The organism is Nonomuraea sp. KM88 (assembly GCF_052245635.1).
Classification (GTDB): Bacteria; Actinomycetota; Actinomycetes; order Streptosporangiales; family Streptosporangiaceae; genus Nonomuraea.
In genome coordinates this window covers 765,512-790,982 of sequence record NZ_JBQQCC010000001.1, presented here as the reverse complement: position 1 = coordinate 790,982, position 25,471 = coordinate 765,512, and the positions used below count along the sequence as shown (strand labels likewise).

Annotated in this window: 22 protein-coding genes and 1 pseudogene; 11 read left to right on the top strand and 12 right to left on the bottom strand. The window is 70.8% G+C overall.

The features are described 5' to 3' along the window. Position 1: 1 nt before the first annotated feature. From ACTWPV_RS03670 to ACTWPV_RS03630, 9 genes are read left to right on the top strand one after another with little or no spacing between them, the layout of a single operon-like run. Positions 2 to 1,009, top strand: coding sequence for an ABC transporter ATP-binding protein (locus ACTWPV_RS03670; RefSeq protein WP_443150589.1), 1,008 nt, complete (start codon positions 2 to 4; stop codon positions 1,007 to 1,009). Then, complete coding sequence (locus ACTWPV_RS03665; protein ID WP_347642075.1) at positions 1,006 to 2,055, top strand: ABC transporter ATP-binding protein; 1,050 nt, start codon at positions 1,006 to 1,008, stop codon at positions 2,053 to 2,055. Before ACTWPV_RS03670 ends, ACTWPV_RS03665 begins: the two co-directional genes overlap by 4 nt. Next, complete coding sequence (locus ACTWPV_RS03660; protein WP_443150588.1) at positions 2,052 to 3,095, top strand: sialidase family protein; 1,044 nt, start codon at positions 2,052 to 2,054, stop codon at positions 3,093 to 3,095. Before ACTWPV_RS03665 ends, ACTWPV_RS03660 begins: the two co-directional genes overlap by 4 nt. Positions 3,096 to 3,112: 17 nt before the next feature. Beyond that, positions 3,113 to 4,273: a sialidase family protein gene (locus ACTWPV_RS03655; RefSeq protein WP_443150587.1), complete on the top strand. Its 1,161-nt coding sequence runs from the start codon at positions 3,113 to 3,115 to the stop codon at positions 4,271 to 4,273. 29 nt (positions 4,274 to 4,302) lie between these two features. Then, positions 4,303 to 5,751 carry an ABC transporter substrate-binding protein gene (locus tag ACTWPV_RS03650; RefSeq protein WP_443150586.1) on the top strand — a complete coding sequence of 483 codons (1,449 nt, stop codon included), beginning with the start codon at positions 4,303 to 4,305 and terminating at the stop codon, positions 5,749 to 5,751. Continuing rightward, complete coding sequence (locus ACTWPV_RS03645; protein ID WP_443150585.1) at positions 5,748 to 7,148, top strand: DUF5060 domain-containing protein; 1,401 nt, start codon at positions 5,748 to 5,750, stop codon at positions 7,146 to 7,148. Before ACTWPV_RS03650 ends, ACTWPV_RS03645 begins: the two co-directional genes overlap by 4 nt. Further along, entirely contained in the window at positions 7,145 to 8,146 is a 1,002-nt protein-coding gene (locus tag ACTWPV_RS03640) for a DUF5605 domain-containing protein (protein WP_443150584.1), read from the top strand. Before ACTWPV_RS03645 ends, ACTWPV_RS03640 begins: the two co-directional genes overlap by 4 nt. Next, complete coding sequence (locus ACTWPV_RS03635; protein ID WP_443150583.1) at positions 8,143 to 10,158, top strand: hypothetical protein; 2,016 nt, start codon at positions 8,143 to 8,145, stop codon at positions 10,156 to 10,158. Before ACTWPV_RS03640 ends, ACTWPV_RS03635 begins: the two co-directional genes overlap by 4 nt. After that, a complete protein-coding gene (locus ACTWPV_RS03630) occupies positions 10,155 to 11,459 on the top strand; it encodes a glycoside hydrolase family 28 protein (RefSeq protein WP_443150582.1) in 1,305 nt (434 codons plus the stop codon). Before ACTWPV_RS03635 ends, ACTWPV_RS03630 begins: the two co-directional genes overlap by 4 nt. Before the next feature lie 114 nt (positions 11,460 to 11,573). On the opposite strand, the gene ACTWPV_RS03625 is transcribed toward ACTWPV_RS03630, so the two are convergent. Next, positions 11,574 to 12,014, bottom strand: a complete 441-nt coding sequence (locus ACTWPV_RS03625) for a hypothetical protein (protein WP_443150581.1) — start codon at positions 12,012 to 12,014, stop codon at positions 11,574 to 11,576. A 139-nt stretch (positions 12,015 to 12,153) separates the two neighbouring features. Between ACTWPV_RS03625 and ACTWPV_RS03620 the strand changes: the two are divergent. Then, positions 12,154 to 12,327, top strand: a pseudogene (locus tag ACTWPV_RS03620) (VOC family protein); the annotation flags it as partial. Between the two features lie 378 nt (positions 12,328 to 12,705). Then, positions 12,706 to 12,951, top strand: a complete 246-nt coding sequence (locus ACTWPV_RS03615; RefSeq protein WP_443150580.1) for a hypothetical protein — start codon at positions 12,706 to 12,708, stop codon at positions 12,949 to 12,951. 93 nt (positions 12,952 to 13,044) lie between these two features. On the opposite strand, the gene ACTWPV_RS03610 is transcribed toward ACTWPV_RS03615, so the two are convergent. The 11 genes from ACTWPV_RS03610 to ACTWPV_RS03560 form a co-directional block, all read right to left on the bottom strand. Beyond that, on the bottom strand, positions 13,045 to 14,796 hold the full coding sequence (locus ACTWPV_RS03610; protein ID WP_443150579.1) for an ABC transporter ATP-binding protein: 1,752 nt from the start codon (positions 14,794 to 14,796) through the stop codon (positions 13,045 to 13,047). A gap of 8 nt (positions 14,797 to 14,804) precedes the next feature. Beyond that, complete coding sequence (locus tag ACTWPV_RS03605; protein ID WP_443150578.1) at positions 14,805 to 16,664, bottom strand: ABC transporter ATP-binding protein; 1,860 nt, start codon at positions 16,662 to 16,664, stop codon at positions 14,805 to 14,807. A gap of 214 nt (positions 16,665 to 16,878) precedes the next feature. Continuing rightward, positions 16,879 to 17,394 carry a hemerythrin domain-containing protein gene (locus tag ACTWPV_RS03600; protein WP_443150577.1) on the bottom strand — a complete coding sequence of 172 codons (516 nt, stop codon included), beginning with the start codon at positions 17,392 to 17,394 and terminating at the stop codon, positions 16,879 to 16,881. Positions 17,395 to 17,422: 28 nt separating this feature from the next. Beyond that, a complete protein-coding gene (locus ACTWPV_RS03595) occupies positions 17,423 to 18,274 on the bottom strand; it encodes an IclR family transcriptional regulator (protein ID WP_443150576.1) in 852 nt (283 codons plus the stop codon). 60 nt (positions 18,275 to 18,334) lie between these two features. Continuing rightward, positions 18,335 to 19,702 carry an MmgE/PrpD family protein gene (locus ACTWPV_RS03590; RefSeq protein ID WP_443150575.1) on the bottom strand — a complete coding sequence of 456 codons (1,368 nt, stop codon included), beginning with the start codon at positions 19,700 to 19,702 and terminating at the stop codon, positions 18,335 to 18,337. A 1-nt stretch (position 19,703) separates the two neighbouring features. After that, positions 19,704 to 20,531: an ABC transporter permease gene (locus ACTWPV_RS03585; protein ID WP_347642056.1), complete on the bottom strand. Its 828-nt coding sequence runs from the start codon at positions 20,529 to 20,531 to the stop codon at positions 19,704 to 19,706. After that, on the bottom strand, positions 20,524 to 21,348 hold the full coding sequence (locus ACTWPV_RS03580) for an ABC transporter ATP-binding protein (protein WP_347642055.1): 825 nt from the start codon (positions 21,346 to 21,348) through the stop codon (positions 20,524 to 20,526). Before ACTWPV_RS03580 ends, ACTWPV_RS03585 begins: the two co-directional genes overlap by 8 nt. Before the next feature lie 24 nt (positions 21,349 to 21,372). Continuing rightward, the gene (locus ACTWPV_RS03575; protein WP_443150574.1) at positions 21,373 to 22,455 is read right to left on the bottom strand and encodes an alpha-hydroxy acid oxidase; all 1,083 of its coding nucleotides are present in this window, start codon (positions 22,453 to 22,455) and stop codon (positions 21,373 to 21,375) included. A 52-nt stretch (positions 22,456 to 22,507) separates the two neighbouring features. Further along, on the bottom strand, positions 22,508 to 23,623 hold the full coding sequence (locus tag ACTWPV_RS03570; protein ID WP_347642053.1) for an ABC transporter substrate-binding protein: 1,116 nt from the start codon (positions 23,621 to 23,623) through the stop codon (positions 22,508 to 22,510). 46 nt (positions 23,624 to 23,669) lie between these two features. Further along, positions 23,670 to 24,413, bottom strand: coding sequence for a maleate cis-trans isomerase family protein (locus ACTWPV_RS03565; RefSeq protein WP_443150573.1), 744 nt, complete (start codon positions 24,411 to 24,413; stop codon positions 23,670 to 23,672). Between the two features lie 161 nt (positions 24,414 to 24,574). After that, positions 24,575 to 25,333 (bottom strand): maleate cis-trans isomerase family protein, encoded by a 759-nt coding sequence (locus ACTWPV_RS03560; RefSeq protein WP_443150572.1) that lies wholly within the window; start codon positions 25,331 to 25,333, stop codon positions 24,575 to 24,577. Between the last annotated feature and the right edge of the window lie 138 nt (positions 25,334 to 25,471).

Genomic DNA, 25,471 nt, shown 5'->3' with positions numbered 1-25,471 from the left:
CGTGCCCGCGGACGACGTGCTGCTTGAGATCGAGGACCTGCGCACCCACTTCCTGCTCGACGACGGCGTGGTGTGCGCGGTCGACGGCGTGGACCTGCGCGTTCACAGAGGCGAGACGCTGGCCATCGTCGGCGAGTCCGGCTGCGGGAAGAGCGTCATGGCCCGCTCGATCCTGCGCCTGGTGGACCCGCCGGGACAGATCGAGGGCGGGCGGATCACGCTGCACCGGGAGGACGGACCCGTCGAGCTGGTCGGGGCGGACAAGCGGCTGCTCCGGCAGGTCCGCTGGCAGGACATCGCGATGGTGTTCCAGGAGCCGATGGCCTCGTTGAGCCTGGTGCACACCATCGGCAGCCAGATCGTCGAGGCGGTCCGGCTGCACGACAACGTCGGCAAGGCCGAGGCGCGCGAGCGGGCCATCGACATGCTCGACCGCGTCGGCATCCCCAAGCCGCGGCGCCGGGTCGACGCCTACCCGTTCGAGCTGAGCGGCGGCATGCGGCAGCGGGCGATGATCGCGATGGCGCTGTCGTGCCGCCCGAGCCTGCTCATCGCCGACGAGCCGACGACCGCGCTGGACGTGACCACCCAGGCGCAGATCCTGGAGCTGCTCAGGGACCTGCAGGCGGAGTTCGGCATGGCGATCATGCTGATCACGCACGACCTCGGCGTGGCCGCGCAGGTGGCCGACCGGATGGCGGTCATGTACCTGGGCCGGGTGGTCGAGTACGGAGCCGCCGAGCAGGTGCTCTCCGCGCCCAAACATCCGTACGCGCAGGCGCTGCTGCGCTCGATGCCCCGGCTCGGGCGCGCCTCGCGGACCCGGCTGGCGGCGATCAAGGGCATGGTGCCGCCGCCGTTCGCGCGGCCGGGCGGCTGCACGTTCCACCCGCGCTGCGACAGCGCCATGGCCGGCCGGTGCGACACCGTGACCCCGAGCCGCATCCCGGTGGGCGACCGCGAGGTCTCCTGCCTCCTCTACGACGACGAGCAGGAGGAGCGTCCATGAGCACGGAACCCCTGCTCAAGATCGAAGGGCTGACCAAGCACTTCCCCATCCGCAGCGGCCTGCTCGGCCGGCAGGTCGGCGCGGTCAAGGCCGTGGACGCGGTGGACCTGACCATCGAGGAGGGCACCACGATCGGGCTGGTCGGGGAGTCCGGCTGCGGCAAGACCACGCTGGGCCGGTGCATCGTGCGGGCGCACGACCCCACCGGCGGGCGCATGCTCTACCGGCGGCCGGACGGCTCGGTGGTCGACGTGGCGGGCCTGAAGGAGAAGGAGCTCAAGCCGTACAGGGGGCAGGTGCGGATGATCTTCCAGGACCCGCACTCGTCGCTCAACCCGCGCAAGACGCTGCGCGAGATCATCGGGGAGCCCATGCGGGCGCACCAGTACGGCACCAAGGAGGAGATCCACGACCGCGTCGGCGAGCTGCTCGACCGCGTCGGCCTGCGCCCGGAGTACGCCAACCGCTACCCGCACGCCTTCAGCGGCGGCGAGCGCCAGCGGGTCGGGATCGCGCGGGCGCTGGCCCTGTCGCCCCGGCTGGTCGTCGCCGACGAGGCGGTGAGCGCGCTCGACGTGTCGGTCCGCGCGCAGATCCTCAACCTGCTGACCGACCTGCAGGAGGAGTCGGGCATCGGCTTCCTGTTCGTCAGCCACGACCTCGGCATCATCGAGCACGTCGCCGACGTCGTCGCGGTGATGTACCTCGGCAAGGTCGTCGAGCAGGGCCCGACCGGCGAGCTCTACGGCCGCCCCATGCACCCCTACACCGAGGCGCTGCTGTCGGCGGTGCCCGACCCCGACCCGGCGGCCAGGAAACGCCGCGAGCGCATCAAGCTGCTCGGCGACATCGCCGACCCGGCGAACGTGCCGGCCGGCTGTCCCTTCCACCCGCGCTGCGTGTACGCCAAGGACGTGTGCCGCACGGAGCAGCCGCCGCTGCGCGAGGTCGGAGGGCGCCGCGTCGCCTGCCATTTCGCGGAGGAACTCGAACTGCGCGGCGTCCCGGACCCGGACGTACGCGAGGACCCGAAGGTGAACGCATGACCGACCCCCGTTTCGACGGCGTCATCCGCCCGTCCGGCGCGCTGCCGGGCGTGCGGGAGGCGCTGCTGCCCGCGCCGCACGGCCCGGACAACCACGCCGCCAACCTGCTGCGCACCCGGGACGGCGAGCTGCTGTGCACCTGGTTCAGCGGCCCCGAGGAGGGCGCCCCCGGCACCAACGTGGTCGTCTCCAGGCTGGCCGGCGAGCGCTGGGAGACCCCCCTGCTGGTCGCCGCGGACCCGCGGCGCAGCGAGCAGAACCCGGTGCTGTTCGACGGCGGCGACGGGCTGATCCGGCTGCTGCACACTTCCGGCGAGCCGTACGACCAGACGACGGCGCACATCGTGGTCAGGACGTCTGCCGACGCGGGCCGCACCTGGAGCGAGCCGGACGTGCTCTTCTCCGAGCCGGGCACCTGGGTGCGGAACCCGCCGGTCGTCCTGGCCGGCGGGACGTGGCTGCTGCCCGTCTACCACTGCGGCAAGTCCGGCGACCGCAGCGCGATCCAGGTCAGCGACGACGGCGGGCGCACGTGGACCGAGCACGCGGTCCCCGACAGCGGCGACCTCGTGCAGATGACCATCGCCGAGCGGCCCGACGGGCGCCTGCTGGCGATGTACCGCGACCGGCGGGCGGAGCGGATCTACGCCTCCACCTCGGCCGACGGCCGGGCATGGTCGGTTCCGGAACGGACCGGCCTGCCGAACAACGACTCCTCCGTCCAGCTCACGAAGCTCCGGGACGGACGGCTGGCGCTCGTCTACAACGACGCGAGCCTGGAGCGCGAGCAGTACAGGTGGGTGGTCAAGAACGGCAAGCAGCGCAAGAAGGCGCTGCGCACCCCCTTGGTGCTCGCGGTGTCGGACGACGGCGGCGAGAGCTGGCCGTACCGGCGGGTCCTGCAGGACTCCGACAGCGAGTACTGGCAGAACGAGCTCGGCTACTCCTATCCGAGCGTCATTGACGGCGGTGACGGGCGTGCGGACGTCGCCTTCTCCTATCTCCGGAAAACCATCAAGTATCTAGAGATTGGCCTGTGATGAAACTTCGGCAGAGCATGTTATACGGCGCTCTGGCGGTGGCAGTGGCGGTCCCCTCTTCCCTCTCCAACAGTGCCGGCGACAGAGACGGCGACGTGCGGGTGGAGCCGACCGGCTCCTACGCCTGCCGCCAGGACGTCGCCGCGCCCGACCCGGACGTCCCCAAGGTGCACGCGGCCGGGCTGGCGCAGGCGCCGAACGGCGACATGCTGACCGTCTACTACGGCGGCACCACGGAAGGGGCGCCGAACCAGGCGCTCTACATGTCGCGGCTGGCGGCGGGCAAGCACGCCTGGTCCGCGCCCGCGGTGGTGTTCGACGAGGCGGACAAGGCCGACGGCAACCCCGTGTTGTGGTCGGACGGCAAGCGGCTCTACCTGTTCTTCGTGACGATCGAGGGACACGGCTGGGAACAGGCCCCGATCCGGCTGATCACCTCGGACGACAGCGGGAAGACCTGGAGCGAACCCACCACCATCCGCAAGGAGTGGGGATGGATGGTGGGCACCAACCCGATCCGCATGTCCAACGGCGAGGTGCTGCTGCCCATCTACGACGAGGGCGGCTCCAGCTCCGGCTTCTACGTCTTCAGCGAGGACATGTCGTCGTGGAAGGCGTACCCGGAGGAGCACGGCAGCTGGATCCGCACGCCCGAGGGGTCGATCCAGCCGACCGTCGTGGAGGTCGAGCCGGGACGGTTGCGCGCCTACATGCGCACCGGTGACGGCACCATCTACACGAGCGACTCGACCGACTTCGCGCGCACGTGGAGCACGCCCGTGGCCGAGCCCATCGGCAACCCGAACTCGCGCGTCGCCGCGCTCAAGCTCGACAACGGCAAGCTCGTGCTGGCCTACAACCCGTGGGTCGAGCACCGCTCCCCCATGCGGCTGTCGTTGTCGCCCGACAAGGGCCGCACGTGGGAGAACTCCGTCGACGTGGAGGCGCAGTCGGGGCCGCAGTTCACCTATCCCGTGCTGACGCAGAGCAGCGACGGCTTCATCCACATGGTCTATTCCTACAACCGCAACAACATCCGGCACGTGGTCTTCAACGAGCCGTACCTCCGCGACGCGGTGGGCCTGCTGTCCAACTGGCCCGAGCACACGATCACCGAGTTCAAGAACGGCGTCCGGCGCAACGTGGTGCGCCGGTGCAGCTACTCGCCCGCGAAATAGCCCTCGCGAAACAGTCTCAGGGAGATCACATGAAGAAGTCCCGCGGCTTCGCGCTGCTCGCGTTCGCCCTCGCCGTGACCACCGCCGTCCCCGCCGCCGCGAACGCCTCACCCCAACCGTCGGCCGCCTGCAAGGACGTGCCCAACAGGTACGACCTGCCGTTCAGCGTCTGCGACGACGAGCTGTTCATCTTCGCCGCCAACTACAAGCCGTTCGAGTCGACCGTCGAGAACGAGCAGGGAGCCGCGACCAGGGTCTTCGACGAGATCATCGGTAACAAGCTGCGCGAGGCGTTCCCCGACGTCAAGATCAAGTACGCGACGTGGGACTACCCCGTGCGGTACGAGGACCTCAAGGCGGCCGGGGTCACCCCGGACATCGTCATCGAGGACCCGAAGAACCGCATCGACCGCGACCTCGAGCCGATGGGCTGGGTGGGCGACCTCACCCCCGACCTCGAGAAGGCCGGCATCGACCTGGACACGCTGAACAAGTCCGCGGTGGAGCTGACCAGGTCGCGCTCCGACGGCGGGATCTACGGCGTGCCGCTGTTCATCGACGAGCACGTGCTGCTCTACAACAAGAAGATCTTCGACAAGTTCCGCGTCAAGCACCCCAAGCCCGGGATGACGTACGACGAGGCGTTCAAGAAGGCCAAGCAGCTGACCAAGGACGACGGCCTTGATCACTACAAGGGCTACATGCAGCACCCCGACCAGTACCTGGACTTCAACCAGGCCGGTCTCTACCCGTTCCTGCCGACGACGAGCGAGGAGCCCGCGCCCGAGGACGTCAAGGTCGACATCAGCAGCGACGCCTGGAAGACGTACGTCGACAACCTGTACCGCTTCCTGGAGATCCCGCGCAACGACTTCACCACCGTCACCGACTACTTCAAGGGCGACATGAGCCAGCCGGGCCACCTGGCCATGGCGGTCGACACGCTGTCGCGGCTGAACATGTACGCCGGCAGCGAGCTGTTCATCGAGGACGGCGACGAGGCCGCCTTCGCCGAGCAGGCCAAGAGCGTCGACATCGGCGTCAGCTCGATCCCGGTGCTCGAGAAGGGCGCCAAGACGATCTACCAGCCGAACACGCGGGCCGCGTTCATCCCGCCGTCCTCGCCCAAGAAGGACCAGGCGCTGCAGATCGTGAAGTGGCTGGTCTCCGAGGAGGGCCAGACCGAATTCTCCAGCCACGGCGTCAAGGCGGTCCTGCAGACCGACAAGGTCGTGCAGAGCTTCGGCAAGGCCATCCCCGAACTGGCCAAGATCGACGCCTCGGCCGTCTACTGGGGTGAGAACGCCGTGATCTCGAACTACCAGAACACCGAGTACTGGGACCTGCCGCTGTGGTCGGTCTACCGCCAGCACATCCTGCGTGACGGCGGGACGCCCGAGCAGGCGCTGAGCCTGTCCCAGCAGCAGGACATCCCCAACTACATCAAGGCACAGGCGGAAGCGGGCAAGGACTGGTGACCTTCTCCACCACCGTGGAACGCTGGGGCGTCCACGAGATCGAACTGGCCGGACCGACCGGCGGCAACCCCTTCGCGGACGTTCGCCTGTCGGCCCGGTACCAGTACCGCAACCGCGTCGTCGAGGCCGAGGGCTTCTACGACGGGGACGGCGTCTACCGCGTCCGGTTCATGCCGGACGCGGTGGGTCCGTGGCGGTTCACGACTGTCAGCAACGTGGAAGAGCTGGACGGATGCTCGGGCGGCTTCGAGGTGGGGCCGCCCGGCCCGGGCAACCACGGCCCCGTGCGGGCCGCCGGCACCGGCTTCGAATACGCGGACGGCACGCCGTACCTGCCGTTCGGCACGACCGCGTACCACTGGACGCACGACATGGACGAGGAGCGGGAACGCCAGACCCTGCGGACGCTCAAGGCGTCGCCGTTCAACAAGCTGCGCATGTGCGTGCTGCCGACAGGGCCGATGGCGCCGCCGGAGGTGCCGTTCGCCGGGAAGGACCCGGACGGGCTGGACCTGACCCGGTTCAACCCGGTGTTCTTCCGCCACCTGGAGGCGGGGGTCCGCGAGCTGCGCGACCTCGGCGTGGAGGCGGACGTGATCCTCTTCCACCCGTACGACGGCGGGGTGCGCGGCTTCCAGGACATGGGCCGCGAGGTCGACCACGCCTTCGTGCGCTACGTCATCGCCCGCCTGGCCGCCTACCGCAACGTGTGGTGGTCGGCCGCCAACGAGTACGACTTCAACCGGTCGAAGACCGTGGCCGACTGGGACGACATCCTCCGCACGATCGTGCGGCACGACCCGTACGAGCACCTGCGCTCCATCCACAACGGGACGCGCATGTTCGAGGTCGCGTCGATGTACGACTTCACCAGGCCGTGGATCACGCACCAGAGCATCCAGCACTGGGACGCCACCCCGACCGACGCCTGGCTGGCGGCCTGCCCCAAGCCCGTCGTGATCGACGAGATCTCCTACGAGGGCAACATCGGCAAACGCTGGGGCAACGTCACCGGCCAGGAGCTGATGGACCGGTTCTGGGAGGGCATGACGCGCGGCGGCTACGTGGGCCACGGCGAGTCGCTGGCCGGCTTCCAGGACCGCGCGTGGATCGGCAACGGCGGCGGCCTGTACGGCGAGAGCCCCGCCAGGATCGCCTTCCTGCGCACGATCATGGAGGAGCGCCGTGACGGCACCCTCCTGCGCTACCTGGGGCGGCGCCAACCGGCCCAGGTCACGGTGGACCTGCCGGCGGGCGAAGCCTACGAGGTCGAGCTGATCGACACCTGGAACATGACCATCACCCCGATCGACGGGGTGCACCGCGAACAGGTGCGGGTCGGCCTGCCGCGCAGGCCGTACCTGGCGCTGCGGATGACGAGAGTGGGAGACCGATGAGCATCGGGCCGATGGCGACCACCGCGCTCGGCTGGCACCTGCACGACGAGAAGCGGCGGACGCGGACCCTCGCCTCGCTGGAGTCGTCGCCGTTCGACCGGGTGCGGATGGCGGCGTTCGCCACCCGCTGCTCGCTCGACGCGCTGGAGGAGCGGGTGGCGGAGCTGGCCGGGATCGGCGTGACCGCCGAGCTGGTGCTCATGCATCCCGGCGAGGGCGTGTCCGACGTCGAGACCGCCTGCCGCTACGTGCGGGACGTGGTGCCCCGCCTGGCCGCGCACCCGAACGTGTGGTGGTCGCTGGCCGCCGACCCGTCGCCGTTCCCCGCGTTCACCGAGCACGACTGGGTGCGGCTGGCCGACCTGGTGGCCGAGGAGGACCCCGGCCACCACCCGCGCTCGATCACCGTCCCCGCGGACTCGCCGCTGTTGTGGCGGCGCACGTTCACGCACGGCAGCGTCCGCGCGCCCAGCCCGCGCGACGCGTGGGTGCCGACGCGCGACCACCACAAGCAGGTGCTGATGGACGCGTGCGGGTACGAGGGCGACGGCGAGGACCCGTCGCTGAGCCTGCCGCCCGAGAAGGTCGTCACCATGGCCTGGGACGGGTCGGTACGGCGGCGTTACCTGACGCACGGCGAGTCGTACGCGGACGACGACGGGCTGACCTGGTCGCAGGACGGCGGCACGCTCACCGGCGCCGCCGTGCCCAGGCTCGCGCTGCTGCGCCAGGTCATCGCCGGGACCCCGGACGAGGCGCGCTACCGGGATCGGGACGCGCCGATGCTGGAGGTGCCCGGGGAGTTCTACCTGGAGTACTGCGGGGAGCACCGCTTCCCCGACAGGACGTACGAGGTGCCGGAGGGGCGGTACGAGGTCGAGGTGATCGACACGTGGGAGATGACCGTCACGCCGCTCGGAGTGCTGGACGGCGGGACGATCGCGGTGCCGCTGCCGGGGACGGTCGGCCAGGCCGTCAGGATCCGGCGGCGCCCATGACGGCGGGCGTCCTCATGGCCGTCGAGGAGCCGGGCGGGAAGGTCGTCGAGGTGGTGGCCGGTTCGGGCGGGCCCGAACTGGTGCTGCGCCGCCGCGACGTGGACGGGCCGCACCTGCGGGCCCCGCTGAGCGGCATGCTCACCGCGTCCACGGGCCGCCCGTGGCGCATCGAGCCCGCCTTCGGCGACTCCGTCCGCGTACGTTCGGCGGGCGGGACCATCGTGGTCACGGCCGGGCTCGGGCCGCTGAGCGCCCGGCTCGAGCTGGCCTTCGCCCCCGGCGGCCTGCTCACCCTCACCACCACCTGGCGCAACGACGCCGAGCAGGAGGTCGCCGACGTGGCGGCCGGCCTCCTGCTGCCCCTCCCCACCACGGACGCGCACGTCACCATGCCCGGCGTCCTCTACAACGGCAACCCCTCGTCCGACCCGCGCAAGAAGGTCCCCCGCGAGGGGTTCGTGAGCGAGGAGCACCGCCTGCCCGTCCCCGCCGTCAACGCCGCCTGGGACGGCCGCTACGTCAGCCTGTTCGCCCATCCCGCGGCGACCAGGCTCGGCGACGGAACGGTCGCGTACGGCTCGCTCGGCGTCGTACGGTCGCCGGGCCTCACCGTCGCGGCCATGACCGGCGTGATCGCCTTCGACGGCAGGCCGGACGTCTGCTACGTCAGCAAGGCGGAGGTGGCGGACCGGCCCGTCGGCTACCGCGACCTGGCACCCGGCGAGACCGTCACCACCCGCCACACCCTCGACTGGGGCCCGGTCGAGCCGCGCGGCCTCGGCTTCACGAAACTCCTCCGCACGGGGCTCTACGACGGCCGGGGCGCCAGGCCGCTGTCCCGCGACGAGATCGTGCGGCTCAAGACGAACGCCATGGACGCGCGCTGGGCGGGCGACGGCTACCTCGCCTACGACAGACCCCGGCCGGGCAAGCCCCGGTCGTACCTGTACGGCTGGACGGGCCAGTGCATGAAACTGGCCCGCTGCGACGCCGAGCTCGGCCTCGGCCGCGACGAGCCGGAGCGGGTCGGGCGCGCCCGCCGCGCCGCCGGCTTCTACGTCGAGGGCAGCACGGCCTCCGTACGCGGGTTGCGCCACGGCCGCTACCTGCTCGACGAGGACCGGTGGGAGACGTTCCGCAAGGACGGCGCCGCCTTCTTCTCCAGCCGTGCCCACGGCGAGACGGTCGCCGACCTGGCCGAGCTCGCGCTGCGGTTCCGCGAGGCGGGCCTGACGGCGCCGCCGGCCTGGGAGGAGGCGGTGGAGGACGCCGCCGCGTTCTTCTGGCGGACCCGGCTGCCCGAGGGCATCGTGCCGCTCGGCTGGACCCCCGGCGGCGTCCCGTTCTCCCCCATGATCACCGCGGCCGGGGTGTCGTGCGTGCAGGCCCTGCTGGGCGCGTACCGGCTGAGCGGCGAGCAGGTGTGGCTGCGGCGCGCGGAGGAACTGCTGGGCCGCTACCACCGGCTGCACGCGGCCACGTTCGAGCGGCCCTTCGCCCACGCCACCCTCGACGCCAGCGGAGAGGACAAGGAGGCCGGGATGTACTACTTCCAGGCCGCCTTCGAGCTCTACCGCCTCACCGGGCGCGAGACGTACGCGCGATGGGCGGAGACGGCGGCCGACTGGCTGCTGACGTTCGTCTACGTGTGGTCGCCCGAGTTCGACGCGGGCAGCACGTTCGAGCGGCGCGGCTTCAAGGCGTGCGGCTGGCCCTCGGTCAGCGTGCAGAACCACCACCTCGACGTGTTCTTCCCGACGTCCGAGCTGATGGAGTTCGGCCTGATGACCGGCAGGACGCACTACGCGGAACGCGCCGAGACGATCCTGCACGCCATGGGGCAGGGCATCTGCACGGAGCCCGGCGACTGGGGCTTCGACGTGCCCGGCGAGCAGGGCGAGGGGTTCTTCCAGACCAACTGGCAGCGCAAGGGCGAGGCGAACACGTGGAACCCGTCCTGGGTGATCGCCCTGCCCCTCCACCACGCCCTGCACGCAAGGAAGGTGTCATGAACGAGGAAGAGGCGTGGCGGTACGCGGACGAGCTGCGCGAGCGGGTACGGCCGCCCGAGTTCCCCGACCGGTGGTTCGACGTCACCGGCTTCGGGGACGGGGACACGTGGACCGGGGCGTTCCGCGCCGCGATCGAGACCTGCCACGAGAGCGGCGGCGGGCACGTGCGGGTGCCGCCCGGCACCTACCTCACCGGCGCGATCCACCTGCTCAGCAACGTGGACCTGCACGTGGAGGAGGGCGCGACGATCCTGTTCAGCACCGACCCCGCCGACTACCTCCCGGCCGTCTTCACCCGCTTCTCCGCCATCGAGTGCTACAACTACTCCCCCTTCATCTACGCCCACGGCCAGGAGAACATCGCCATCACCGGCGCCGGGACGCTCGACGGCGGGGCCGGGCCCGAGCACTGGTGGTGGTGGGTGGGCACGCCCGCCTTCGGCTGGGAGCCTGGCATGCCGAACGAGGCCGGCGACTGGGCCGCGTTGCAGCGGATGGCCGCGGAGGGGGTGCCGGTCGAGGAGCGCGTGTTCGGCGCGGGGCACTACTTGCGGCCGAACATGATCCAGCCGTACCTGTGCCGCAACGTGCTCGTCGAGGGTGTGCGCATCGTGCGCTCCCCCATGTGGGAGATCCATCCGGTGCGGTGCGAGAACGTCCTGGTCAGGAACGTGTCGATCTATTCGCGCGGGCCCAACAACGACGGCTGCGACCCGGAGAGCTGCCGCTCCGTGGTGATCTCGGGCTGCGTCTTCGACGTCGGCGACGACTGCATCGCCATCAAGGCCGGCCGCGGTCCCGACGGGCGGCGGGTGGGGGTGCCGTGCGAGGACGTGCTGATCGAGGACTGCGACATGCGTTACCGGTACGGCTCGGTCGCCATCGGCACCGACACGACCGGCGGCATCCGCAACGTCTTCGTCCGCCGCTGCCGCTGGGGCGGCCCCGGGCTCTACTTCGGCCTCTACATCAAGACGAACTCCGTGCGGGGCGGATACGTCGAGAACGTCTTCGTCAAGGACGTCGAGATCAGCGAGCTGACCAAGGAGGCCGTCTCCATCGACCTCTACCACGGCGACGGCCACAACGGCGACGACCCGCCCCCCATCCGCAACATCAACGTGGCGGGGCTGCGCAGCGACCGCACGCGCAGCGCGTACCTGCTGCGGGGGTATCCCGAGCAGCCGCTGCGGGACGTCACGATCAGGGACAGCACGTTCGCCCACGTGCAGCGCGCGGACGTGGCCGCCGACATAACCGGCCTGACCCTCGCGAACGTCAAGGTGGCCGCACCACCGTGATGACGGCCGACGGCAATCGAACCACCGCGACCCGCCTGGGCAGGATCAGTGGGGAAGCTGCCCAGCCACACCCGTTGCTCGCCACCGGCCACCGTCAGCCCGAACGCCGTCCCTTCAGCTTTCAGGCTTGGCGAGGGCGGCCAGGACCCGATCGAGACGCGACTCCACACCGGACAGGCGACGTTCCACCGTACCCTCAAGACCGGCCAGGCGGTCCGTAAGAACGTCCACACGGCCCGTAAGACCATCCATACGGCCCGTAAGACCATCCACACGGCCCGTAAGACCATCTAGGCGGTCCGTAAGACCATCCAGGCGGTCCGTAAGCCGACGTTCCAGGGCTTCCAGGTCCTGCCGCGTCGCGAGGGTGGCGCGACCGGCCATGATCTCCCCGAACACCGGCTCGGTGTACTCCAGGATTTCTTGGCGGATCACCGTGGGAAGCTGATCAATCGCAGCCTTGATGTCCGCGATCTCGCCACCCGCAGTGAAAGCCCATGATTCCAGATGCTGGACGCGTCCGGCGATGTGCGCGCGGCGCTGGGGAGCGGTCATGCCGTCATGATAGTCCGCCCATCGAACGTGGACCCGCAAGTCTGAACACCAGGTAACACGGCTGAAGAGATCCACGGGGTGTCGCCGCCGTCAACGGGCGCGGCCGTCGAGGAGGTCCTCCCACAGCCGCTTGGCCTGGCCCGGAGACGAGGAGACACAGGTCCTGCTACCGCAGGGGCCACTCCTGCACTTCAACCAAGTGCCGGAGCGCAAGACGATCAAGAATCGGCTCCACCTCTGCCTGCGTCCCGAGACCTCGCGCGATTTCTGCGTCCTTCGCAGCGAGTCTGAACGGGCCGCGACAACCTCGTGAGGCCGTGCCCTCCGTCCTCCTTCGGGCCCACCGGCACGACGTGACGACCATCGAGTCCCGGAACCATGGAGCGCAAGAGGACTCATGAGGCGGCCGGCGGGGAGGGCTCCCGGACTCGGTGGGCTAGGGTCGCGGCAACCGACGGTCATGGAGGAACCATGCGAGTCCGCCTGGTGCGCTGCGCCCTCCTTCTCTGACGGCGACGGCGCTCGTGTCATGCGGCGGAGAACAACCCACCGCCGGACCCGAACCAGCCAGTCCGCAGGCGAGCGTCTCCGCCACGGCCGAACCGGCCGCGAGCCCCACAGCTGCCCGTGCGACAGCCACCCCATAGGAATCGCGCAGGTGATGTACGCCGCCGAGGTAGGGAAGGCGCTTGTGGACCAGCCGGTGGACTTCAAGGAGGCCCGCAGGATCGCCCGGCTCATCGCCCAGTACGGCAAGGCGATGGAGGACAGCGTGCCGCCCGACATCGCCGACGCCTTTCACAGCCAGGTGAAGGCCGTTCGCAAGTCATCTGGCAAACTGTCGACCGACAGCAACGTCCGGGACGTCACCGACCCGGTGTACAGCGACAAGGCGCAGGCCAGGCGGAAGAAACTCGACGAGTACGAGTGCGGCTGACAGCTGATCGAGCATCCCGGGCGGTGTGGACGTCCGCTCCCGCGCTCTCGTCGGGATGACAGCTCGAAAAAGCGCGATGAGCGGGACCCCACGTCATGAGTAGGCGGCGGCCTGGGCGCTGTAGAGGGTGGCGTACCGCCCGGCGAGGGCCATCAGCTCCTCGTGGGAGCCCTGCTCCGTGACGCGGCCGTCCTCCAGGACGATGATGTGGTCGGCGTTGCGCACCGTGGAGAAACGGTGCGAGACGAGGAGCGTGATCCGGCCGCGGTCGGCGGCCGCGTGGCGCAGGAAGTGTTCGTACAGTTCGTGCTCGGCCTGCGGATCGAGGGCGGCGGTCGGCTCGTCCAGGACCATCAGCAGCGGCTCGGGACGCATCAGGGAACGGGCCAGGGCGAGCCGCTGCCACTCGCCGTGTGACAGCTCGACGCCCTCGTACAGCCGGCCGAGCTGGGTGTCGAGCCCGTCGGGAAGCCGATCCACGATCGGGTCGGCGCCGGCTTTGGCGACGGCCTCCGGCACGCTGTCGCCGGCCGCAGGCAGCCCGCCGATGGCCACGGTACGGCGTACCGGAAGCTGGAACTTGACGAAGTCCTGGAAGACGCCGGTCAGCCGCTGCCGCCAGGCCTCCAGGTCCAGGTCGGCGAGCGGCACGCCGTCGGCGGTGATGTGCCCGACGGTCGGCCGGTACATGCCGCTGAGCAGCTTGACCAGGGTGGTCTTCCCCGCGCCGTTGCTGCCCACGAGAGCGACGGTCGAGCCGGCCCGCAGCGTCAGGTCCACGCCGGACAGTACGGGTTCGGCCGAGCCCGGGTAGGTGAAGCCGACGTCGTGGAGTTCGATGCCGTGCTCCAGCGTGTCCGGCGCCGGACGGGTGCCCGTGGGGTGTTCCCGTTCCGCGTAGCGGCGCAGCCACAGGTAATGGCCGGTGGCGTGGCCCGCGTCGGCGATCCGGCTGAAGCCCCAGACGGTGCCGGACACCTGGAAGCGGAGTTGCGTACCGAGGCTGATGACCAGCATCAGCTCGCCGAGGCTCGACTCGCCCCACCGGATGAGCAGCGCGATCAGCAACAACGCGGCGACGAACCCGGCGGCGTAACACAACCATCCGGTCAGCTGCCAGCCGATCGCGCCGATGCGGGCCCGCAGCACCGCGTTCACCACCCGGTCGCGGGCGTCCCCCGCCGCCTCGTCCAGGACGGGACCGGCTCCCGAGACGTAGATCTCCTTGCCGGTGTCCGGCTCGATGCACATCCGGTGCAGACGCTGCTCCAGGCGGGCGTCCTCGGCGGTGGCGATGCGGGCGTCGGCGAGGTGCCGCTGGGCGCGCTTGGCCGCCCAAAGCGGGGGCAGCGCCAGCAGGGCCAGGGCGGCCAGCGCCGGATGCACCGAGGCCAGCAGCCACACCGACAATGCGACGCTGACCACCGAGACGGCCGTGTCGGCGAGCGCCCAGCAGGACCCGGCCAGCGCGTGGGTGTGGCGGCGCAGCATGGCCAGCCGGTCGAGGTAGTCGGTGCGTTCGAGGTGTTCCAGGGTGGGGATGGCGGCCGCGGCGTGCAGGATCTCCCGGTTGATCTCGATGTCGACCCGGTTGACCAGGTCGTCCTGGTAGTTGGAGCGGGTACGGCCGCCCGCCGCCAGCACGGCGTGGGCGAGGGTGCCGACCACGACGGCCGTCACGAGGGCGCCGACGGCGTGCGCGCCCGCGGCGTCCACGACCCAGCGCTGGCCGAGGGCGATGAGGGCGGTCGTGACGGCCTGGGCGACGGACAACGCGGCGACCATCGTGACGACCGCCGGATCCGCCCGCCAGGCCAGGGCGAACACGTGACGAACCGGTCCCACGCGCAGCCTCATCCGCCGGTCACCGTCCCGTCCGGTTCGCCGGCGGCGAAGCGCGCCGCCTGCAGCCGGAAGAGGTGCGCGTAGGCGCCGTCCGCGGCCACCAGGTCGTCGTGGCCGCCCTCCTCGGCGACCTTGCCCGCCCGCAACAACACGATCCGGTCGGCGTGGCGCACGGTCGAGAGCCGGTGCGAGATCAGCAGCACCGTGGTTCCCGGCACCTCGGCCACGACCCGCCGGTAGAAGTACGCCTCGGCCTCGACGTCGAGGTGGGCCGTCGGCTCGTCCAGGATGAGCACGTCGCAGCCGTGCTCGACGGCGAAGATGGCCCGCGCGATGGCGATGCGCTGCCACTGCCCTCCGGACAGGTCGGTGCCGCCGGCGCGGTCGCGGGCGAGGGGGGTGTCGTAGCCGGCCGGCAACGCCTCGATCGTGGCGTCGATGCCGGCGCGGCGGGCGGCGGCGCGGATCCCCTCGAGGTCTCCGCGGTGTCCGGGCGCCGCCATCGCGATGTTGTCGGCGGCCGGCAGCGGGTACCGGTTGAAGTCCTGGAAGACCACGGCCACGCGGCGGCGCCAGTGCTCGAGGTCGGCGGGGCCGAGCGGCCGGCCGTCCACCAGCAGCCGACCCGCGGTGGGCAGGTACAGGCCCGCGAGCAGCTTGATCAGCGTGGTCTTGCCCGCGCCGTTGTGCCCCACCAGGGCCAGCACCTCGCCGGGACGGATGGCCAGCCGGACCCCGTCGACGACATCGCGGTCCGCGCCGGGGTAGCGGAAGACCAGGTGGTCGATCTCGATCGGGGGCGGGGCCCCCGTGCCGCCGCGGGTCGTCGCGCCGGCGCCGGCGCCGTCTCCGGGCGCCCCGCCGCCGCCCGTACGGGCCGTCGCGCCGGCCAGCCGGTCGAGAGCGAGGACGGCGCCGAACCCGTACTCGATGTCGAACGCCTCGTGGCCCATGGAGCTGATGGCGAAGATGTTGAACGCCGCCACCAGGACGGTCACCAGTTCCGACGGCGACAACGTCCCGTCGATGGCGGCCAGCCCGGGCAACAGCAGGGCGGCGCAGGCGGAGACCGCCGCCAGCGTGGCCGTCAGCCACTGCTGCCGCAGAATGCCGCGCCTGCGTGCCCAGATGACTTCCGCCCAGGCCAGCACCTCCCGGGTACGGCGGCGTACCACCCAGTCCCCCAGCCCGAACAGGCGGATCTCCTTGGCCGCCGGTGCGGACGAGGCGATGTCCGACCAGTACTCCCCCCGGCGCCGCAGGTCCTCACGGGCGTCGGCCACCCGCGACAGGTCCACCCACCAGCGGCGGATCAGCGCCCGCTGGGTCAGGGCCGTCACCGTCAGTGCCACCGCCAGCAGCACGGAGAACTGGACCGCCACCACCGCCGCCGAGGCCAGCGCGCCCAGCATCCGGAAGACCAGGCGCAACTGGCCCACGGCCGCCGTTCCCGGGGACCGCACCCGGCCGGAGCCCGCGTCCGACGCGCGTGAGGCGTTGTCGGCGAACTCCGGATCCTCCAGGTGCGTCATGTCGGCGGGGGCGAGCGCGCGGCGACGGACCTGCCGCATCACCCGGGCGTCCGCCCGGCCGGCCACGTACTGCTCCACGGCGCCGCCGAGCGCCTCGAACACCTCCGCCGCCACCAGCAGCGCCGCCATCGCGGCCAGCGGCCAGACGATGGCCGCGACGGGCTCCCCGCCGCCGGCGGCTCCGGTGAGCGCGGCGACCAGCCAGCCGGTGGACACGGCGGTGGCCATCGGCACGACCGCCGTCCAGGCGTGCACGAGCACCAGCAGGGCGCTCGCGCGCCGGTCTTCCAGCGACAGCCGCAGCAGGCGCATCCGCTCGCCGAACAGCCTCCGCACGCCGGCGGCCACGTCTTCCCGTGCACCGGCTCCCGCCTCCGGCGCCGGGCCGTCGTGCCGGCCGTGCGTACGGGCTGGTAACTCTGTTTCCGGTTGACCGCTCACTCGGAGCCGGCGAAAGGCGCACGCGCCGCGTCGAGAACGTTCCGGGGCATCACGGTTGCGAAATTACTCACCGGTGGCGGATCCGTAAAGGCCCCGGAGAACAGGGAGGTCAGGCGTCGTCGTCGCTGAGCAGGAAGTCGGGCCGCCTGTCGCGCCACTCGGGCACGTCCATCGAGTTGAGCACGGAGATCAGCTTCTTCTCCTCGTAGACGAAGTGCGTCTGCATCACCGCCGACAGCGCCCCCACCTCCTCGCGCACCTTGACGGCCGTGGCCGGGTCCGGATGCTCGGGCAGCGACTCGAGCAGCTTGCGCAGGTTTCCCATGAGCCAGTCGAGCTGGTTGTGGTCGCTGCGCAGGTCGGAGAGCACCTTGCGCAACTCGGGAAACTCCTCGGCGATCGCAGGAAAGGCGCCTTTGTCCTCGCCGGCGTGGTGGCGGGTCAGCGCCGTGCAGAACGACAAGCAGTGGGCGCGCAGGTCGCGGCGAGGCAGCCCCTTGCCGTCGAAGTAGTCGTCGATGCCGTCCTGGAGGTCGTCCAGCATCTCGCGCAGCCAGATGTGCACCTCGAGCAGCTGCGTGCCCAGAGCGGTGAGGCGGTCGCCCGCATCGGAACGCGCGTTCATCCATCCTCTTCCCTCGCCTGAACGTCCGCTAGGACTGGGCACTCCCGTGCCCGATCTCGCGGGACACGGCGCGGGCCGCCTCGGCCACCGCGGCCCCGTGACGCAGAATGTGCTCTGCGAACCGCTCCCGCGGCCCGCACAGCGAGATGGAGCCGACGACCTCGCCCCACGCGTCGCGGATGGCCGTCGCGACACTGGCCGCGCCGGCCTGGCGCTCGCCGTAGCTCACCGCGTACCCTCGCTGGCGGATCTCGGCGATGTCGTCGCGGAGCGCGTCGGCCGACGTGATCGTCCGCGAGGTGAAACTGGCCCGCGCGTGCTGGGCGAGGAACTCTTCGATCGTCTCGTCGGACAGCACGGCCAGGATCGCCTTCGACGAAGATCCCGCGTGCAGTGGGTACATCCGGCCGAGCGCCACCGACATCCGCACCTCGTGCGGGGAGAGCACCTGATCGACGTAGACCCGCTGCCAGCCCTGGCGGATGGAGAGCGTGGCGGTCTCGCCACTGGCCTCCACCAGGCGCGCGAGGTGGGGGCGGGCGGTTCTGGGCACGTCGAGTGTGCGGAGCGCCGCAAGCCCCACGGTGAGCGCGCCCGGGCCGAGCCGGTACTGCTTGGTCGTGGTGTCGAAGGCGAGGAAGGCGTCGGCCGCCAGTTCCTTGAGAATCCGGTGGGCAACCGTCTTGGGCATCTGGAGGTCACGCGCGATCGCCGACACCCCGAGCGCCTCCGGTGCCTTCGAGGCGAGCAGATTGATGATCGAAAACGTCCGGGCCAGCCCTGACCGAGCCCGGCCGGCGGCCTCGGGATCGGCGCCGACCGGCGGCTGGGGCTGCGCGACCGCGTCCACGACGGTGGGGACGATGCTCGACGCGGTCATCTCACAACCTCCTTCACACGATGGTCGACACCAATGGTGCCGAAAGATCGAGCAGACACGTTAATCGGACGACCGCACCGTCCGCATCAGGTTGTCCACATCTGTCTCCGGCACAGCGGCCGCCTCGTCGATCAGCCGGTCGACGAGTGTTTCCGGCCAGACGCCGGCCAGCAGCCGCCGCACCTTGCCGGCCACACGATCGAAGCCGAGGGGGTTCCCTGCGTGCCCGCTCGCGGCGAGCACCTCGACGGTGGCCTGCCTCCCGCCGCGGGCCGTGAGCCGGATCCGGGCGCCGAGATGCCGGGGCGGCAGGCGGTCGAGCCGGTCGTCGACAACGAGCCGGGTCACCGACTGCAGGCGACGGAGCTCCGGGTCGGCGATCTGCTCGGCATCGAGGTGCGAGAGGTCGAATCCCCCGTCGCGCACCCCGCACGCGATCACGTACGGCGTGCTCATGCTCGCCGCCAGCGCCGTCGCCGGGTGCCTCCGGCCGAGCACGTCGACCATCTCGCGGAACCCCCAGCCGTCGATCGCAACGATCTCCGCCGCGTCGCAGCCGAGCTCGCCGCGGGCGGCCACCGCGGCTTCCAGAGCGGCGTGCGTCGCGCCGGAGGACGGAAAAAGCTTCTGGCCCGACTGCATCAGCATCGGCTCGCCACCCAGGCCATCGGTGAGGACGCCGAGGTCGATCCGGTCCGAGGCCGCTGCCAGGTAGCCGCGCTCGGCCGCCAGCGGCTCGTCCGTGGCCCTCAGCCCGGCCTGCGCGCCGAGCGCGGCGAGCAGCCCTTCTCTGGACGCCTGGCCTGAGAGCGCGTACCAGGCGTCGGAGAAGTAGGCGGCGCCGACCACGCCGGCCGCGGCGTTCACGGCCAGGCCTAAGGCCGCGTGGTAGACGTCGGCGCGCTGCTCGCCGGCGACCTTGAGGGCGGCCACGGCGGCGGCGGCGGTGTTGCAACCGCCGCGGGGATGCCAGCCGCGGTCGAACGCGGAGCGGCCGAGGGCCGAGCCGATCCGCATCGCGACCTCGTAGCCGACCACGGCCGCCTCGACCAGTGCCGTGCCGGGCGCCCGTACCTCTTCGCCCCGCGCGAGCAGGGCGGGGAACGTGCCGACGCCCGGATGCCCGAGTGAGCCGTGCCAGACGTCGTCGAGGTTGGGGCCGGACGAGCCGGCGACGCCGTTGAGGAAGGCCGCCCGGTCAGGTGCGACGCGCAGCGAGGTGCCGGTCACGGTGCTCACACCGGGCTCGCCGCCCGCCAGGCCGAGCTCGGCCGCGGCCCAGCGCCGGTGGTGCTCGCGGGTGCTGCCGAGCACCGCCACCCCGAGGTGGTCGAGCAGCAGCCCGCGTACGCGGTCCACCACGCCGGGCGGCAGCGCGTCGTACCGTACGCCGGCGGCCCAGCGGGCGAGGTATGCGGTGGGATGCATGTCAGCCCTGCTTCCACCGGGTCGCCCAGCGCTCCACCATGATGATCAGCTGGGAGAGCAGGACCGACACGAACGCGACCAGGGCGACGCCGGCCAGCACGCCGGTCGTGTTGAAGAAGGAGGCGGCGTTGGCGATGATGTAGCCGATGCCCTGGTTGGACGAGATCAGCTCGCCGACGACGGCGCCGATCACGGCCTGGGGCACGGCGATGCGCAGACCGGTCATCACCCACACCGCGGCCGACGGCATGATCACCCGGCGATAGATGGTCAGCCGGTTGGCTCCCATGATCCGCAGCGAGTCGATGTAGAGGGGGTCGACGTCACGCGCGCCGGTGAAGGTGTTGTAGAAGACCAGGAAGAACGAGATCAAACCGACAAGGACGATCTTGGACCCGAACCCGATGCCGAACCAGAGCACGAACAGCGGCGCGAGGGCCAGCTTCGGCATGCTGTAGACGACCGTGACGAACGGGTTGAGTATGGCCGCCGTGGTCGGCAGCCGGCCCAGGGTGAAGCCCACGACCACGCCGACCACGCTGCCCACCAGCAGGCCGGCGCCGAACTCCTGCAACGTGATCAACAGGTGCACCCAGATTGAGCCCGTACTGAACCATTCGGCCAGCTGCTGCCCGATGGCGCTGGGCGAGCTGGAGAAGAACGGGTCGATCACCCGGCCGGACAGCCACTCCCAGGAACCGAGCCAGACGATCACCACCACGATCTGCCCCAGGGCGATCGTGACCTTCGGGCTGAGCTTGCGACGTGGGTGCGAGCCGGCCGGCGGGTCGGCCACGACACTCTTGGCGAGCGTCTCCGTGTCACTCATCGTTGGCCATCTCCTTGTCAGCGGCGTGGATCTCCTGCCCGAGGTTCTGCCAGACCCGGCGCCGGACCTCCTGGTACCCAGACGTGAACTGCAGTTGCTCCAGGTCGCGCGGCCGGGCCAGGTCGACCTCGATCTCGTCGATGATGCGGGCGGGGCGGGCGCTCATCACCACGACCCGGTCGGCCAGCGTGATGGCCTCGTCCATGTCGTGGGTGACGAACAGGACCGCCGCCCCGAGCTTCTCCGTCAGGGCGAGGAGCTCGGCCTGCATGCGCAGCCGCAGGATCGCGTCGAGCGCGCCGAACGGCTCGTCCAGCAACAGCGTCTCCGGCTCGTACACGAGTGCCTGGGCGAGGCCGACCCGCTTGCGCATGCCGCCGGACAGACCCGCCGGGTAGGTCTTCTCGAAGCCTTTGAGTCCGACCATCTCGACATAGGCGGCGGTCCTTGCCAGCCGCTCCCGCGCGGGCATGTGACGGATCTGCAGCGGGAGCTCGATGTTCTCCGCGACGGTCAGCCACGGCAGGATCGAGTCCCGCTGGGTCATGTACCCGATGCTGGTGTTCGGGCCGTCGATGCTCTCGCCGCGGTAGGTCAGCGTCCCGCTGGTCGGCGCGATCAGGCCGGAGACCATGTTCAGGAGCGTCGACTTGCCGCAGCCGGACGGGCCCAGCAGCGCGACGAACTCGCCCTGCCTGAGCGTGAAGTCCACATGGGACAGGGCGTTCACCGCGCCGCGGCGCCCGTGGTAGGTCATGGACACGCCCTCCGCCGACACGACGGCGGCAGGGGCTTGTCCCGGCTGTTCTGCGTGCATCCGCATCTCCCTGGGTTCCGCTCGTCAGGCCGGCTGGAGCATGGACCGGTCGACCTCGGCCACGCTCGACCGTCCGAGCAGCGCGAGCGACTTCACCATCTCCGCCGCCAGCATCTCCAGGGCCAGGCGCACCCCGTCCCGGCCGCCGGCGCAGAGCCCCATGGCCGCCAGGCGCCCGATCACCACGAGGTCGGCGCCGAGGGCGAGGGCCTTCAGCACGTCGGTGCCGCGCCGGATGCCGCCGTCGACGGCGACGCTGATCCGGCCGCCGACCGCCTCGACCACCTCAGGCAACTGCCGCAGCGTGGCGGGCGTGCAATCGAGCTGGCGTCCGCCGTGGTTGCTGACGATGACGCCGTCGGCGCCCATCTCCGCGGCGAGGAGGGCGTCCTCGCCGGTCATGACGCCCTTGATCACTACCGGCAGCGAGGTCTCGCCGAGCGCCTCCGCCAGGTAGTCGAACGTCCACACCGGCTGGGTCATGGCGCGGAACTCGCCGAACATCTCCGCCGCGTGCTCCTCCTCACCGCGGTAGTTGCCACGCATGACGTCCTCGTACACGAACTGGTTGGCGAGGTTGCGGTCACGGTAGCCCGCGGTCGGGCAGTCGGCGGTGATGACGAGGCCGCGGTAGCCGGCCGACTCGGCCCGGCGGACCAGCCGCCGGAAGTTGGTGAGACTCCCGACCGGATGCAGCTGGAACATCAGCGCCGCGTCGGGCGCCACCTCGCGGATCTTCTCCAGCGGGTGGGTGGAGACGTGCGGCGCCAGGGCGAGCGCGCCGGCGTCCTGCGCGGCCCCCGCCACGGCCAGCTGGCCCTCCGGGTGGAACACGCCGTCCGCGCCGAACGGCGCGGTGGCCACCGGCAGCCGCAACGGCCAGCCGAGGTAGGTCGTCTCCAGCGACGGCGGCTTGCTGCCGGAGAGGATCCGCGGCCGGAAGGTCCACCGGTCGAACTCGCCGGTGTTGGCGGCGACACTGCGCTCGGCGCCGGCGCCGCCCTCCAGGAAGTCCCACACGGCCCGGCGCGCCCCATTGCGGGCGGCGGCCTCGAGATCCCCGAAGTTCTTGATATGGGTGGAGTTCACCCCTGGTACCACAGTCACGTTCGCCTCTTGTTCGGGAAGCCGACGCCGGGCCGGCTACGGGTGGGTGCGGTCAGGTGGAGGTGCCGACCTTGTCGAGGGCCTCCTGCGCGAATTTGGCGTTCCAGCTGTCCTCGAAGCCGATCTTCTTGGCCGCGGCCGCCTCGCTGACGCTGCCGTTGATCTCGAACGCGGTGACGACGAACTCTCTGGCCTGCTCGAACTGGGGCTGGGTGGGGACGACGCTGTCGGCGTAGATCGGGTAGTTCGCCTCGAACGCCGTCTTGAAGACCTCGGGCCTGATGTCGGTGAAGAGACCGGCGAGCAGGTCGCGGAACGCGTCCTTCTCGGCCTTGATGAAGTTGAGCGAGCGCTGGATCGCCCGGCAGTAGGCGCCGATGGCGTCCGGGTTCCGCTCCAGGAATTCCTGCTTGCACGAGGCCACGATGTAGGGGAAGCCGACCAGCGGCTCGACCGGGTCCGTCGACATGTCGAACAGGTACTTCATGCCGAGGTCGGCAATCGCCTGGTCCGAGATCGGCGACGAGATCGCCATGCCGTCGATCTGCTTGTTCTGGACCGCCGCGAGCATCGCCGATCCGCCGCCCTGAATGGGCACGATCTTGAGGTCCTTGTTGGGGTCGAGCTTGCCCAGGTTGCGGGAGACGTACCGGATGAGCAGGTCCGGCGTGCCGGCGACGCCGGTGGACGCGAGTCGCATGCCGCGCATGGCCGCGGCCCGCTGCTCCGCGGTGCTGGCCTCGGTGAGGCCGGCCTTCTCGAACGCCTCCGCGCTGATGACGACGTTGGTGGCGAGCGTGGTCAGCATGTTGCAGAAGCTGATCAGCGGCTGGCCCACCGCGGTGGACTTCATCGTGTCCATCGGTGCTCCGACGACGAAGTCGGCGTCGCCGGAGAGCACGATGTTGGCCACGACGCCCTGCCCTGCGACCCTGCCCTTCTGGTTCAGCCCTTCGTCCGCGAAGTAGCCATTCGTCTCGGCGACGAGGAACGGCGCCCAGATGTAGGAGACGGCGGTCGAGCGAATCGTCGAGTAGGCCCCGCCGTCGTCACCTCCCGCGGTCGGCGCGCCAGGAGGGCGGGAGCACGCGGCCAGCAGGCCGCCGGCTCCGGCCAGCGCGCCGAGTCTGATCAGGTGGCGGCGGGAGAGGTGGGTTCGGTGTGACATGCTTGCTGCTCCAAGGGTGAGTGCCGGAGGAAGCGTGGTGGCGGGCTCAGAGCCGGCCGAGGGAGCCGAACGCGGCCGGTGACTCGCCGAGGCCGGCCGCCCGGAAGGCCGCCCAGATGCTCGCCTGGTTGGCCGTGACCACGGGTACGGCGAGGTCGCGTTCGAGTTCCGCGACGAGCCCGAGGGTCGACAGGTTCGTGCAGCTGATGAAGAGCGCCTCGGCATCGGGATGTGCGGCGGCGCGGGCGAGCCGGTAGACCACCTCCTCCGACTGCTGCGCGATGGCCGAGACGGGAGTGCGGGCGAGGGGGAAGTGCTCGGTACGCTCCCGCAGGCCGAGGCCGACGAGGCTGACCACGTCGAGACCGTGCGCCGCGAAGAAGGCGCGTAGCCGCTCGTTGATGGTGTCGTCGTAGGGGGTGGCGACGGCGATCCTGGTGACGCCGAGCGCCCGGAGTGCCGTGACGCCGGCGCCCGACGCGGACAGCGCCGGGCAGCCGACCCGTTCGGCGATCCGGTTCACCAGGTCGGATTCGTATTCGTGACCGCCGACGAAGCTGCCGGAGGTGCAGCCGAAGACGACGACGTCGGCGTCCAGTTCGGAGAGCTGCCCGGCGGCCCGCAGCGAGTCGTGGGCCATCTGGACCAGGCCGTCGGGGTCGAGCCGCGGGATCACCATCCGCGCCGCGTGGGCGGATCCGCCCCGGGGCAGCACGGAGTTGATCTCGGGCTCCATCGTCATGTTGACATGGGGAATGATTAATCCGATACGGGCTCGCCAGCCGTGCATGGTTGTCACCTCCTGGCGGCCCCGGACGGGACGCGAGCTGAGGGAGCGGGATTCGTTCGCCTCTGCGGAACGTCGTTCCCTTGGAATACCCGGGACGGTAATGGCTGGCCCCGAGAACCGTCAAGGGTCGTGACACAGCCGGCGCGAGCGACAGGACCCGGTCACCGCCAGCGGCCGATCAGGTCGTTGGCCAGGCACGAAGCCTCGGCCGCCGGCACCGGGACACGGAGCAGGGCGCGGTACGCGGCCGCCAGGGACGACGAAAGCACCGGCACGCCCAGTTCGTCGCCGACCGTGGCGATCGCTTCGACCGTCGGCATCCCCGTTCCGCTGAGCAGCACCGCCGTATCCCGGTCGGGCCGCAGGTCACGTAGCAGTGCCGTGACCTCGTCCGGGGCGATGGCGTAGATGCCGTCCGGCGCCGGCACCTTGCGAACTCCCCCCACCGCGAGCCCGGCGGCGCTCCAGTGCGCGACCGCGAGGTCGGTCAACCAGTCCGGGTAGGGCGAGACCACCAGCACCCTGCGCCGGCGCAGCTGGGCGAGGGTCTCCAGGATCGCGCGGGCGGCAGTGAGGCCGCGCCCCGCGCCGGCCGCGTCGATCGCGTCGTGCAGCGCGGCGTCGCGATCGGGCCCCACCAGGTACGAAGAGCCCGTACAGGCGAAGTAGGCGACGTCCGGCCGCTGTCCGCGCAGGAGTTCCGCCGTGGCGGTGAGGGCGTCGTTGTAGCCGAGCAGCCGCTCCTTCAGCGCTCCGGGGATCACCGGCAGCGGTGCGGTGTGGACCGGCAGACCGCGCGGCAACAGGGCGCGCAACTCGGCCGCGACGGTCGGGTTCTCCGGCGGGACCAGCGCACCGACCCCGCCCCAGCCGCTCTTCTCGCCCGTAGCCGCGCCGGTCGGATCCGGCTCGATACCCATGACAACCACCCGCCATCCAGTTGGGATGAATCCGCGACGTTCGGCCGGGCCGTTGACAGCCCGGGCCGTCGCACGACAGTATCCGTTTGATTCCGCCTGGGGAACCGCCGTTCGCTTCAACGGAACAATTTCGATCGA

Bases quoted from the DNA above. Each gene is read 5' to 3' on its own strand.
- ACTWPV_RS03665 (WP_347642075.1), top strand. From the start codon at position 1,006: ATGAGCACGGAACCCCTGCTCAAGATCGAAGGGCTGACCAAGCACTTC.
- ACTWPV_RS03660 (WP_443150588.1), top strand. From the start codon at position 2,052: ATGACCGACCCCCGTTTCGACGGCGTCATCCGCCCGTCCGGCGCGCTG.
- ACTWPV_RS03655 (WP_443150587.1), top strand. From the start codon at position 3,113: ATGTTATACGGCGCTCTGGCGGTGGCAGTGGCGGTCCCCTCTTCCCTC.
- ACTWPV_RS03650 (WP_443150586.1), top strand. From the start codon at position 4,303: ATGAAGAAGTCCCGCGGCTTCGCGCTGCTCGCGTTCGCCCTCGCCGTG.
- ACTWPV_RS03640 (WP_443150584.1), top strand. From the start codon at position 7,145: ATGAGCATCGGGCCGATGGCGACCACCGCGCTCGGCTGGCACCTGCAC.
- ACTWPV_RS03635 (WP_443150583.1), top strand. From the start codon at position 8,143: ATGACGGCGGGCGTCCTCATGGCCGTCGAGGAGCCGGGCGGGAAGGTC.
- ACTWPV_RS03630 (WP_443150582.1), top strand. From the start codon at position 10,155: ATGAACGAGGAAGAGGCGTGGCGGTACGCGGACGAGCTGCGCGAGCGG.
- ACTWPV_RS03625 (WP_443150581.1), bottom strand. From the start codon at position 12,014: ATGACCGCTCCCCAGCGCCGCGCGCACATCGCCGGACGCGTCCAGCAT.
- ACTWPV_RS03600 (WP_443150577.1), bottom strand. From the start codon at position 17,394: ATGAACGCGCGTTCCGATGCGGGCGACCGCCTCACCGCTCTGGGCACG.
- ACTWPV_RS03595 (WP_443150576.1), bottom strand. From the start codon at position 18,274: ATGACCGCGTCGAGCATCGTCCCCACCGTCGTGGACGCGGTCGCGCAG.
- ACTWPV_RS03590 (WP_443150575.1), bottom strand. From the start codon at position 19,702: ATGCATCCCACCGCATACCTCGCCCGCTGGGCCGCCGGCGTACGGTAC.
- ACTWPV_RS03585 (WP_347642056.1), bottom strand. From the start codon at position 20,531: ATGAGTGACACGGAGACGCTCGCCAAGAGTGTCGTGGCCGACCCGCCG.
- ACTWPV_RS03580 (WP_347642055.1), bottom strand. From the start codon at position 21,348: ATGCACGCAGAACAGCCGGGACAAGCCCCTGCCGCCGTCGTGTCGGCG.
- ACTWPV_RS03570 (WP_347642053.1), bottom strand. From the start codon at position 23,623: ATGTCACACCGAACCCACCTCTCCCGCCGCCACCTGATCAGACTCGGC.
- ACTWPV_RS03565 (WP_443150573.1), bottom strand. From the start codon at position 24,413: ATGCACGGCTGGCGAGCCCGTATCGGATTAATCATTCCCCATGTCAAC.
- ACTWPV_RS03560 (WP_443150572.1), bottom strand. From the start codon at position 25,333: ATGGGTATCGAGCCGGATCCGACCGGCGCGGCTACGGGCGAGAAGAGC.